This is a genomic window from Maribacter sp. TH_r10 (assembly GCF_033101095.1).
GTDB lineage: Bacteria > Bacteroidota > Bacteroidia > Flavobacteriales > Flavobacteriaceae > Maribacter_A > Maribacter_A luteus.
In genome coordinates, this window is sequence record NZ_JAWMPY010000002.1 from 538,205 (window position 1) to 550,437 (window position 12,233).

Annotated in this window: 12 protein-coding genes; 2 read left to right on the forward strand and 10 right to left on the reverse strand. The window is 39.1% G+C overall.

The window, feature by feature from the left end; translation table 11 throughout:
* Window positions 1-110 precede the first annotated feature (110 nt).
* The 6 genes from R3X28_RS07715 to R3X28_RS07740 all read right to left on the reverse strand — a co-directional run bounded on the left by R3X28_RS07715 (window position 111) and on the right by R3X28_RS07740 (window position 5,557).
* The gene (locus R3X28_RS07715; protein ID WP_317663788.1) at window positions 111-536 is read right to left on the reverse strand and encodes an OsmC family protein; all 426 of its coding nucleotides are present in this window, start codon (window positions 534-536) and stop codon (window positions 111-113) included.
* A gap of 29 nt (window positions 537-565) precedes the next feature.
* Window positions 566-1,666, reverse strand: coding sequence for an alkene reductase (locus R3X28_RS07720; protein ID WP_317663790.1), 1,101 nt, complete (start codon window positions 1,664-1,666; stop codon window positions 566-568).
* An 86-nt stretch (window positions 1,667-1,752) separates the two neighbouring features.
* Window positions 1,753-2,328 (reverse strand): Crp/Fnr family transcriptional regulator, encoded by a 576-nt coding sequence (locus R3X28_RS07725; protein ID WP_317663792.1) that lies wholly within the window; start codon window positions 2,326-2,328, stop codon window positions 1,753-1,755.
* A 93-nt stretch (window positions 2,329-2,421) separates the two neighbouring features.
* On the reverse strand, window positions 2,422-3,426 hold the full coding sequence (locus R3X28_RS07730) for an LLM class flavin-dependent oxidoreductase (RefSeq protein ID WP_317663794.1): 1,005 nt from the start codon (window positions 3,424-3,426) through the stop codon (window positions 2,422-2,424).
* 187 nt (window positions 3,427-3,613) lie between these two features.
* The gene (locus R3X28_RS07735; RefSeq protein ID WP_317663796.1) at window positions 3,614-5,167 is read right to left on the reverse strand and encodes an NAD(P)/FAD-dependent oxidoreductase; all 1,554 of its coding nucleotides are present in this window, start codon (window positions 5,165-5,167) and stop codon (window positions 3,614-3,616) included.
* Window positions 5,168-5,365: 198 nt separating this feature from the next.
* The gene (locus R3X28_RS07740) at window positions 5,366-5,557 is read right to left on the reverse strand and encodes a cold-shock protein (RefSeq protein ID WP_154365526.1); all 192 of its coding nucleotides are present in this window, start codon (window positions 5,555-5,557) and stop codon (window positions 5,366-5,368) included.
* A 341-nt stretch (window positions 5,558-5,898) separates the two neighbouring features.
* Here R3X28_RS07740 and R3X28_RS07745 point away from each other — a divergent pair, with 341 nt between their 5' ends.
* Window positions 5,899-7,284 carry a right-handed parallel beta-helix repeat-containing protein gene (locus R3X28_RS07745; protein ID WP_317663799.1) on the forward strand — a complete coding sequence of 462 codons (1,386 nt, stop codon included), beginning with the start codon at window positions 5,899-5,901 and terminating at the stop codon, window positions 7,282-7,284.
* A gap of 116 nt (window positions 7,285-7,400) precedes the next feature.
* Here the strand turns inward: R3X28_RS07745 and R3X28_RS07750 are convergent, their stop codons facing one another.
* Window positions 7,401-7,829 carry a peptidylprolyl isomerase gene (locus R3X28_RS07750; protein ID WP_154365522.1) on the reverse strand — a complete coding sequence of 143 codons (429 nt, stop codon included), beginning with the start codon at window positions 7,827-7,829 and terminating at the stop codon, window positions 7,401-7,403.
* Window positions 7,830-8,026: 197 nt separating this feature from the next.
* Between R3X28_RS07750 and rlmF the strand changes: the two genes are divergently transcribed.
* A complete protein-coding gene (rlmF, locus tag R3X28_RS07755; protein WP_317663801.1) occupies window positions 8,027-8,914 on the forward strand; it encodes a 23S rRNA (adenine(1618)-N(6))-methyltransferase RlmF in 888 nt (295 codons plus the stop codon).
* Between the two features lie 58 nt (window positions 8,915-8,972).
* On the opposite strand, the gene fabD is transcribed toward rlmF, so the two are convergent.
* The 3 genes from fabD to R3X28_RS07770 all read right to left on the reverse strand — a co-directional run bounded on the left by fabD (window position 8,973) and on the right by R3X28_RS07770 (window position 12,230).
* Window positions 8,973-9,848 carry an ACP S-malonyltransferase gene (gene fabD, locus R3X28_RS07760; RefSeq protein ID WP_317663802.1) on the reverse strand — a complete coding sequence of 292 codons (876 nt, stop codon included), beginning with the start codon at window positions 9,846-9,848 and terminating at the stop codon, window positions 8,973-8,975.
* 278 nt (window positions 9,849-10,126) lie between these two features.
* Window positions 10,127-10,747, reverse strand: coding sequence for a YqaA family protein (locus tag R3X28_RS07765; RefSeq protein WP_154365516.1), 621 nt, complete (start codon window positions 10,745-10,747; stop codon window positions 10,127-10,129).
* A gap of 157 nt (window positions 10,748-10,904) precedes the next feature.
* Window positions 10,905-12,230 (reverse strand): DEAD/DEAH box helicase, encoded by a 1,326-nt coding sequence (locus R3X28_RS07770; protein WP_317663804.1) that lies wholly within the window; start codon window positions 12,228-12,230, stop codon window positions 10,905-10,907.
* Between the last annotated feature and the right edge of the window lie 3 nt (window positions 12,231-12,233).

A 12,233-nucleotide genomic window follows, 5' to 3' on the forward strand; every position in this document is an offset into this window, starting at 1 on the left:
TAAGCATGAAAATTTAAACATAAACCGAACATTGGTACCCACGAACAAACAGGTTCTTACCAATTAATTCGTATAGACCAGCACTTTCGATTTTCGATACATGATCTATGTTATGCGGTTTTCAAGGTCACTTTTAATTCGATTTCCGTATTCAATAATTTGGAAACCGGACAAACTTCTTTGGCCTTATGTGCTATCTGTTGAAATTTTTCCGCATCGATCTCAGGTACATCACCTTCTAGGTCCAAAGTTATTTTTGTAATGACGCCATCCTCGAAAGTAACTGTGGCGTCCACATCCAAAGTGGTTGCCGTAAAATTCGCTTCGTTCAATAAAAAGCTTAATTGCATGGCAAAACAGCCAGCATGTGCGGCCCCTATCAACTCTTCAGGATTGGTACCTTTTTCCCCATCTTCAAACCTCGTATGAAAAGAATAGGCCGTTTTATCAAGCACTTTACTTGCCGTGGTTAAATTGCCTTGCCCTTTTTTACCACTTCCTTTCCATTCCGCGTTTGCTTTTCTTGTAAATTTCATAATGTTTCTGTTTTATATTAAGTTAATAATCAGTGCGCTGTGGCTTTTGGATAGTCTGTATATCCTTTTATGCCCGATGTGTAAAATGTTTCTTGATCCCATGGAGCCAATGCTAAATCATTCTCAAAACGTTCAACCAGATCCGGATTGGAAATATAGGGCTTACCGAAGGCCACTAAATCGGCATCGCCATCTGTAATCACCTTGTTCCCCTTTTCTTGGTCAAAAGCCGTATTGATTATCAATGTGCCGTTATATAAAGGACGAAAATGCTTTGCAATACTCGTAACAGCGAAAGGAACCTCGGATACATCTGTAAATGGCTCTGATAAATGTAGATAAGCCAAATCGTAATCGTTTAATTTATCAATGATGTATTCAAAGGTGGGAATGGTTTCCTCGTCAATCGTAATCCCCATCATCCCATGTAATGACGGATTAAACCGTACTCCTATTTTTCCCTGTGGAATCACTGTTTTCATAGCTTCTAAAACCTCAAAGAAGAACCTGGCCCTGTTTTCAATACTACCCCCGTAAGCATCGGTTCTCCTATTGGAACATTTACTGAAGAACTGGTGGAATAAATAACCGTTGGAAGAATGGATCTCAACCCCATCAAACCCTGCTTTCATGGCATTGGAAGCAGCCTTTTTAAATTCGTTGACGGTGGTTTTTATTTCTTCGATGGTCATTTGTTTTGGTGTAACGGTATCTTTGAACCCTTCCGGTGTATATGATTTTGCGTTAGGGTTTATAGCTGACGGTGCCCATGGTAATTCACCATTATGGAAATCAGGATGGGATATGCGTCCCACATGCCATAATTGAATAAAGATTTTGCCATCATTGTCATGTACACGTTGGGTAACTTTTTTCCAACCTTCCACTTGCGCATCGGTATGTATTCCTGGGGTATTGATATAGCCTACAGCTTTTTTTGAAACCTGCGAACCTTCGGTAATTATAAGTCCTGCCGAAGAACGCTGGGCATAATATAAGCCTTGTAACCCGTCAGTTGCCACTTTATCTTCATTATTGGCCCTACTTCTTGTCATAGGCGCCATAACGATCCTGTTTTTTAGGTTTAGGTTGTTGTTTTTATAAGGCTGCAATAAATATTTCTTGCTCATAGGGTATAATTGTTTCCAACTATTTCATGAACAAAATTACATTAGGTTTTAATCAATCCTATTGACCTATATCAATTAAGATAGATTTAACCTTTAAAGGTTTTTCTGACCCTACTCAAATTTTCAGGGGTAACCCCTAAATAATTGGCAATATCGTAATTGGCAACCCTAAGTTCAATATTCGGATATGAAGTACAGAATTCGATATAACGGTCTTTCGTATTTTTTTCAAGTGTAGACAAAATACGCTTTTGTTGGGCGATAAAGGCCTTGGTGGTTAAAATCCTGAAATATCTATTGAATATAGGTGCTTCATTATATATTTTCTGAAGGTTATCATACTGTATGGAGAGTAATTCAGCATCCTCAATAGCCTCAATATATAATTTTGAAGGAATTTGATTCAAAAATGCATCGAAATCCCCGATCCACCAATTTTCTATGGCGAATTGGATAATATGCCTATTGCCCTTTGCATCTTGATAATAGGCTTTTAGACAACCCTTAACTACAAAATATTCGTGTTTGACAACCGTACCCGGTTTTAATAAGAATTGACCTTTGGAAACGACAACTTCATTTAAAACGCTACGAAATAGCTGCATATCGTCCTTCGTAGGGTCAATATGGTCATATATGTGTTTGGTTATTGATGTATACACGATGCAAAGATGCTAAAATGATTCGTACGCAGTTTGTTTTACCCAGTGGTTTTAGCAATTCTTTAATATGGGAAATTAAAGGGAATACGAAGTTTATTTCAACTCCTTCATGATTTCAGCAAATAATCGATATGACTTGATCCTGTCCTTTATATCAAAGATGTTGGTGACGGCAATCAATTCGTCCGCTTTGGTTTGTTCCAAAAATTCCTTAACCTGTGCCTTTACCGTGGATTTGCTCCCTATAAATGAATATTTTAGCATTTGGTGTACCTGTGGATTTTGCATAACTTCCATTAAGTCAGGGGTCATATCCGTCGGCGGCTGAACATAATCACGTTTACCTGTAAATATACCAACGATCATACGGATCAAGGATGTTGATAAACGTTTGGCTTCTTTGTCGGTATCCGCAATAATGATATTTACACCGGCCATTACATACGGTTTTTTCAAATGACTTGATGGCTGAAATTCTTTACGGTAAATTTTCAACGCCTCCCACAAATACGTGGTTGCAAAGTGGCTGGCGAATGCATAAGGTAAACCTTTTTTTGCCGCTAAATGGGCGCTATCGGTACTTGAACCCAAAATATATAAAGGAACATCAACACCTTCGGCAACGGTGGCACGTACCTTGGAGTCGGCATTTTTTTTAGAAAAGTACGTTTCCAACTTTTCCAATTCAACTGGAAAAGAGTGGGCGGCTTTCATAAAATCGGATCGTATGGCCAAGGCAGTTTCCTTATCTGTTCCGGGAGCCCTTCCTAACCCTAGATCTATTCGGTCTGGATATAAAGATGCCAAGGTTCCAAACTGCTCTGCAATGATCAATGGGGAATGGTTAGGGAGCATGATTCCGCCTGAACCGATACGAAGTGTTTGGGTGCCTTGGGCAACATAACCGATTAAAACAGAAGTTGCACTACTACCGATATTGGATGCATTATGGTGCTCGGCCAACCAATAGCGCGTGTAACCGAAAATTTCGGCTTGTTGTGCCAATTTCAGGGCGTTATTAAAGGTTTGTTCAAGGGAATGACCTTTTGAAACCAATACAAGATCTAAAATTGAATATGCTGTATTTTGATTTTTCATGAATGATTATAATCTAACCGAACAAAGGTACATAACGCATTACATTATTATAAAATAAGACAAGGCTATTATTGAAAATACTCTTTGGAAAATCCTAATTCCTTCCGGCTAAAAAAGTATTGGAAAAACAAATGAATGTTGATTCTTAGAATTGCGTATGATAAAAGTGGATCTATAGGAGAGGTACCTACAAGCCAACAATGGCAGCTTCGGCACAACGCTCACCGTCCATAGCGGCAGAAACTATGCCCCCAGCATAACCCCCACCTTCACCACAAGGGAAAAGACCTTTTACATCTGGGTGTTCCAAGCTGTCATTACGGGGGATGTTCACTGGCGAAGAAGTTCGTGATTCTACCCCGATAACATTGGCTTCAGAAGTATAAAAACCGTTCATTTTCTTCCCGAAAGCTGCAAAGCCATTACGTAATCTACTTCCGATGATTTTAGGCATTAAGGAATGTAAAGGTACCGATCTTAAACCTGGTCTGTATGAGGTCGGATTCAGGTCTGGTGAAAGTTTACCCTCTACAAAATCGGTTAATCGCTGGGCAGGGGCCACCTGTGATCTTCCGCCAGAGGTAAATGCCAATCGTTCCAAATCTTTTTGGTAGGCCAATCCTTTTAAGGGTCCAAAACGTTCATATTTTGGAATATCCTTTTCTACATTGATTTCTACTACGATTCCCGAATTGGCGAAAAGGTTGTTCCGCTTTGAAGGAGACATGCCGTTAACCACGATCTCTCCAGGGGCCGTTGCGGCAGGTACTATAAATCCGCCGGGACACATACAAAACGAATATACGCCCCGACCTTTTACCTGCTCAACTAAACTGTATGCGGCAGGAGGCAGTAATTCATTACGTTCACCCTTACAATGATATTGAATGGAATCTATTATGTGCTGGGGATGCTCAACCCGAACTCCCATGGCAAAGGATTTGGCTTTGAGCAAGATTTCCTTTTTATGCAGTAGTTCGAAAATGTCACGGGCCGAATGTCCCGTCGCTAAAATAACCCGATTTACTTTGGTTTCGGTTTCATTGTTCAGCACCAAAGCATTCAATTGGTTATTCTCGATAATGAAATCTGTTACTTTCGTATTGAAATGTATTTCACCACCATATTTTAAAATGGTTTCACGTATGTTCTTGACTACCTTGGGTAATTTATTGGTACCTATATGCGGATGGGCATCGATCAAAATCTGTGGCGTAGCCCCGTGATGCACTAAGCTTTTGAAAATGCGTTTTACGTCCCCACGTTTTAAACTTCGGGTATAAAGTTTTCCGTCAGAATATGTTCCGGCACCACCTTCACCAAAACAATAGTTACTTTCGCTATTTACAATGTGGTTAATGTTTATGGCCCGCAGATCACGTCTGCGATCCTTTACATTTTTGCCACGTTCATAAACAATGGGTTTATAACCGAGCTCCAAACACCGCAATGCGGCCCACATACCTGCAGGGCCAAAGCCAATGATATGGATTTCCTTAGCCTGGGAAACATCTTTGTAATCAAAATTATAGGTTTCCCTATTCTCGGGAATTTCATTTATATAAACCGCCAGCTTATAGTTAAAATAGATTTTGGGCTTACGTGCATCAATTGATTTACGTAAAACATGTATGGTCAGTTCCTTCTCCGGTAGGCCAAGATAGGTTGCCACCCTCTTTTGAAGTCCGTTGGGATCACCTTCCTCCTTTAGTGATAATCTAATCTGTACGTTTCTTACCATGCCGTAAAACTAAAAGATCTATTATGAATTTCTGATAAAATGGAATAAGTTGTTTTTGATAGCTTTTATATGGATGGCTTTATCATATCGGGAAACAAAAATTATCCGGTTTTTCATGAATTCAATTCATTTTGAAACGGGCATAAAAAAAGCCCTGACAAATATGCCAGGGCTTTTATGAAACTTGAAGTGTATGTATTAGATAACTTTTACGTTTACTGCATTTAACCCTTTGTTTCCTTCTTGAAGCTCAAACTCAACTTCATCGCCTTCACGAATCTCGTCAACCAATCCTGATACGTGTACAAAGTGGTCTTTTTCAACTCCTTCTTCAGTTATGAATCCAAAACCTTTTGTGTCGTTGAAAAATTTTACTGTTCCTTTACTCATTGTAATGTAATTTAATTTATTATAATTTATTGTTTGCAAAGATGGTGCCAATTTATTGATAAACAATATATTAATTCATTTCTTTTGAAATAATATCGAATAAGGGTAACTGGTGGCCTTTTTTCATTGCATATTAATTACTTCCCAAGGGTGATAGTGTTCGTTCATTTTCAAGATACTTGATCTTATCATGGTCATGGCCATTTTTACATCTAAACGAAAAAACAGGGTATCCCACACTATACAGGTTTGGCAACCGTTTAGAATGAGTAACGGAATTCGTTACCTAAAGGATAATGATCAAAGTATAACCATTTTGATTAAACTAGATAATAGCCCCAATGAAGAAGCCTAATTGTTTCCTGCTGATTCTCGTTCTTGTTTTAATTGTTTCTTGCAGTCAAGATGATTCCGACACTAATGGATCGGAACCTGTTTATGGTGCCGATCAGGAAGATTTGGATGTAGACGGGTTACCTACCCGCCTGTTTAGTGCCCAATTGCCGCAAATACCCACATCCAATGAATATACGATTGAATTGGACCGTTGGGAAATTCCGAATACCAATATCGACGCGGCCAAGACCACGACAAACTTACAGGCGGCGATTGATTGGGCGCATGAGGAAGGATATACACGGGTAGTCTTGCCTACAGGTGAATATTTGGTGGGTGAGGATATCAATGATATATATTTCGGGGGAATAGATATTTATGATAATACGGAATTCGTCTTCAGTGAAGGTGCGGTATTGGCCATCGATACCAATGATAAATGGAACTACTGCGTATTGCGCTTGAACGGCGATAATATTATTGTACGTGACGGTGTGATCAAAGGGGAACGTGATTCACATATCTTTACCCCACGTGAGGACGGTAATACCGCCCATGATGAAGGACACGGTATTTGTGTTTGGGGCAATAACAATATCTTGATCCAAAACATGGAAATGCATAGTTTAACGGGTGATGGCAGTTTAGTACTTGATTCCAACGATGTTACTTTTTTGGACAATAACATCTATAATAATAGACGTCAAGGAATTTCGATTGTCGGTGGCGTACGTATTGAAATAAAGGACAATGAGATACATCATATTAAGGGTACATCCCCTCAATTTGGTATCGATATTGAAGGCCCTGGTCGTGTAGATGAGGATATTTTGATACAGGACAATTATTTTCATCATAATTCCGGTGGTGATATCGTGAATGCCACGGGTACGAATGTCTATATTTTAGAGAATGTGATGGAGCAAGGTGATGATAGTGAATATACAGACGGACCCATTGTTAGTTGGCATAAAACACATAATATTATTGCCCGGAATACGATTACCATGATCAGTGGGTCGGCCAATGGTCGATTAGGCTATATTCAATATTCAAACGGTGGTGATAAAGGGCATAACAGGGCAACGTTCGTACATGACAATGTAATGAACAACTGTGGTATGTATATGTACAAAAGCTCAGATGCCGATGTAAGGCGGAATAAATTCCTGGGTTATTTTTTGGCATTTTCCGATTTTGAGAATGCCATTTTAATAGATAACCTGGTTACCTATTCAGAGGAATTCACGAATTTGAGATACTGTTGGTCGTATCGTTTTAAAAATACCACAGGATTCGCCGGTGGCAATTATTTAGGCGATCAACTAGAGGAATTGCCCTTGTCGGAAACCGAACCATATACTATGCAATGCGTGTTAGACGGTTGGTAGGTCGTATTTTCACCATTCAATTGACAAAAGGGGATAATCCGTAAAAGATATATATAAAAAAGGGGAGGCTTTTGGCCTCCCCTTTTTTATTGAGAATATTTATTTTGGAAACTGATTTATTTTATTTCAACCAATTGTAGGTCAAAAATTAAATCATGACCGGCCAATGGGTGATTGGCATCAATAACAATATCGGCTTCGTTAACCTCAGCAACCCTTAATTGTTGCTCTGTACCATCAGGGCTTTTTGCTACAAGGCCCATACCTACTTCAGGGGTCATACCTTCTGGCAATTCTTCTTTATTTACGCGTTGAAAAAGTTCTTCTTGAACCTCTCCATAAGCCTCTTCTTTGGGTATGTTAATGGTTTTGTTCTCATTGACTTCCATGTCGATAAGGCCTTTTTCAAAACCTGGTATCAAAGCACCTTGGCCCAAGGTTATCTCTAATGGGTCTCTGCCTTCCGAACTATCAAAAACTTGACCGTTGCTTAATTTTCCCGTGTAGTGAACTTTGACCGTATCGTTAGCCTTTACTTTACTCATGTACTTAAATTTCAGTTATTTAACTTATTTTTTTATTGGCCGCAAAGTTAAGGGCTTTAAATCGGCTCAAAGAATAATTAACGGAAAATCTTAAAAAACATAAGGTTTTACAGGTAATTTGAAGATTTAATGGTTTAACAGATCATTTCGACTTTACTATTGGGATTGAATTTTTAAAATCCCATACCTTTACCGTTATGCATGCAGAAAATCCATATTGTAAGAGGTATGATCTTAATAGACTGGCAGCCCACTATGCCGATTTGAAGAACTACTTGGTTTTGAATCCGGCTGGGGAAGCAACCATTGATTTTGGGTCTTCCAAAGCGGTATATGCATTGAATAAAGCGATATTACTTGCAGATTTCAATGTAACGGATTACCATTTGCCCCAAGGCTACCTCATTCCCCCTATTCCCGGACGATTGGATTATCTCTTGTATATACGTGATTTTGTTTCGGAAAAATTAGGAATGGATGTAGATGCCGAATTTCGTGGACTGGATATTGGCACAGGGGCGAACGGAATCTATTGTATTCTGGGAGCCCAATATTTTAAATGGTCCATGATAGGTTCTGAATGTGATGCCAAAGCCATAGGAATCGTAAAGGCGAACATACAAGCCACCAAAACCTTAGAGGACCGTGTTCAGGTACGTCACCAAACGAATAAGAGTTTTCTATTTAAGGGAATTATCCAATCCGGGGAACAATTCGATTTTACGGTTTGCAATCCACCATTCCATAGTACAAAAGAAGAAGCCCAAAGAGGTTCACGCAGAAAACTTAATAATTTGGAAGGAACCAGTAACACCGATGAACTTAAACTTAATTTCGAGGGACAAGCGAATGAACTTTGGTGCAATGGCGGGGAAGCACTTTTCATTAAAAGACTGATTAAGGAGAGTGTTTTGTTCAAAGACCAAGTTAGGGTGTTCACAAGTCTGGTCGCCAAGACTGACAATCTTCCAAAAATTGAAAAGCAACTAAAAAAGGCAAAAGCGGATTACCATATTGTACCTATGGATCAAGGGAATAAGACAAGTCGGATTATTCTGTGGTGGTTTGATTCGGAAACCGAATAAGACATAGGCAGTCCCCAAAAGGTTATATTTTATATGGTTTGAAAAGTGTTTTTGCTACTTACGAAATCCCATTTATTTTTATATTTTTATGAATCTGACGTACGAGTCCCCTTAAAAAATTCCCTGGACCGATCTCTGTGAATTCAGTAGCCCCATCCTCTTCCATATGGAGCATTGTATGCCGCCACATTACCGGATGTGTTAATTGATCGATCAGGTTTTTCTTGATTTTTTCAATTTCGCCACAAGGTCTCCCGGCAATATTCTGATAAATTGGGCAATTGGGTGTTTTGAACCCCGTTTCATTTACCGCCAAACTAAAACCCTCGACTATGGGCTCCATAAATGGGGAGTGAAAAGCCCCACTAACCGGTAAATCTATGATTGCGAGAGCCGCAGGGCGGAGCTTATCACAGGCTTCTTTCAAAGCTTTCTTTTCCCCTGAAATGACTACCTGTTTAAGAGCATTGTAATTGGCAGGTACTACGATACCATCAACATGGTTACAGATATCCTTAACGATTACATCGTAAAGCCCGACCACTACTGCCATACCTGTATTTTCATCATCACACACTTTTTGCATAAGAGCGGCCCGTTTGGATATCAATTTCAGGGCCGATTCAAAATCCAAGGAGCCAACTGCAGCCAAAGCAGTGATCTCGCCTAATGAATGTCCGGCAACCATATCCGGTTTAAAAGCGTTTCCAAGGGTTTTGGTCAGAATATAGGAATGTAAAAAAATGGCGGGTTGTGAAAACTGTGTCTGTTTCAAATCTTCTGCCGAACCTTTGAACATAACATCGGTGATCGAAAAACCTAGAATGTCATTGGCTTTTTCAAAATAGTCTCTCGCTAGATCTGATTTGGCATATAACTCTTTTCCCATACCAGGAAATTGGGTGCCTTGACCAGGGAATAGGTATGCATGCATAGTTATAATGTAGTGTTAAGTTTTTGAACCATTAATTTACGTTAATAATGGTGTTGAAAATCAAGTACTTTCGTAGGTACTTCATTTTTATACTATACTAAAGAATTTTAGTTGATTTTTATTAAGATGTACCATGCGAAGCACTAAAAATAGTTGAAATGCTATTTCCTAAGTTTTTTAAAGGGATTTTATGGCTTGATATTCTGGATATTAACCTTCTTTCCTTTAGTGTTTTTCGAAAAAACCATGTAATCTATCGAACCTAAAGAAATGTATCCTTAAAAAATATTGAAAATTACCAACGCATAGAGGTAGAAACGTACAAAACGTAATAAACCGAATAGTAGGTAATTCCTGAATCTGTAATGTATGAGTCCGGCCGCAATACTTGTCATGGCAAAAGGAATGGGTAGCAGGGCCCCGACAATGATCAAGAATCCACCCCATTTTCGGATCATCTTCATATGTTTGGCCATTTTCACTTCAAAATAGGCCTTCATCGATGGGATTTTCGAAACCGCCTTTCCCATAAAAAAGGAAATTATACCACCTAGATAGGATAAAAATGCCAGTACGGACAAATAGAAAATAGGTGTATCGGTCTTACCTGCCCATGCAATGAAAATTTCAGGGGGTACGAGTCCCAAAAGTGATTCCGTAGCAAGGAAAACACTTAAGATCACTATAGGGCTATAAGTAGTCGTAATCGAAGTAAAAAGATCATGAAAATCGATCACATATAAATGAACAAGCCATAACCCTATGATAAATAATGATATGGGTACAACTACCTTGCCTAAACTGGATTTTACAAATGCGTAAAAACCAGTATAGGAATAGTATTGGTGTAACAACCTTATTCTAGATTTTTTAGCACTTAGTTTAGGACTTTTATCCATAATTACTTTTAATAGTATTCAATTTGAAAAAGATGTATATGATACACGGTTCCCAGTTGTATAATCAATACAATACTTCCTTATAAATTTTCGCAAAAATAAGATTCACAGGATAAAACAATACCAAGGTGTTGTTAAAAGTGATGGTTTTAGAATATTATAACACCGTAACACGCACTTTTTTATTTTTTAATCGGGAATTGTTCAGTTTGTGCACCAATTGATTGGCGATTGGTAAAGGAACAGAGACAAAGGCACAGTCCTGTTTTAATTCAATTACACCCAATTGGTCTTTCTTGATCCCGCCTTGTTTAAAGAAAAGTCCGGCAATATCACCTTTTGAGATTTTATCTTTTCTACCACCTGAAATAAAGAGGGTTTCCCAAGATTGGGAATTGGATAGGGGTTTACGGGGAGCTTTGTTTGAAATATCCATAGTTTCTAAATCCCTAATAAACTCGGGAACAAATTCTTTCTTCCCTTGCAAAACATATGCGGTTCCTTTTTCGTTTACTCGGGCCGTGCGCCCATTACGGTGGGTAAACTCCTCCACTGCCCTAGGAAGCTCATAATGAATAATAAATTTCATTTCCGGAATATCGATTCCCCTAGCCGCCAAATCGGTCGCGACCAACACTTGGCAAGTACCGTTTCTGAACTTGATCAACGAGCGTTCCCTATCGCGCTGTTCCATTCCCCCGGAAAAACAGGTATGGTTGATTCGTTCGTTGTTCAAAAACGTGCTTACACGTTCAATACTATCCTTAAAGTTGCAAAAAATGATTCCCGGTTCATTGCCTATATGGTGTAACAAATCTGCCAAAGTCTGTAATTTATCCTTTTCTTTTGCAATCACTTTTTTTATGGTCAGTCGGGAGGTTTTCTTGTCTTTTAGGTAATTAATGATAGTTGGTGAATCCAATTGCACAAAAGGTGGAATTTCAACACCCTGTGTGGCCGAAGTTAAAATACGTTTCCTAAGATTGGGTAATTGTGGTATTATTTCACTCATTTCTCCTTCAAAACCGGTTTCCAACGATTTGTCGAACTCATCCAAAACCAAGGTTTTGATTTCCGTTTTTGGAAAACGATCACTTCTGAAATGATCTGCGATCCTACCAGGTGTACCGATTAAAATAGCCGGCGTATGTTTCAGTTCTATTTTGTCCTTGGAGATTGATCGGCCTCCATATACGGCATTTACCTTAAAGCCCGACCCCATATCACGGACAACTTGCTCAATCTGAATGGCCAACTCCCGTGAAGGTACGAGTACCAATGCCTGAACTTCGGAACATTCCGGATTTAGTGTCTTGATCAAAGGCAATAGAAAGGCAAGGGTTTTACCAGTTCCCGTGGGGGAAAGTAAAACGATATTGTCTGATTGCTGAATCACATCCAGTGCTTCCTCCTGCATCGGATTCAATGCGGAAATCCTTAACTTATCTAAAATATCCTGTTGATTACGTATTGTATTGGCCATAGA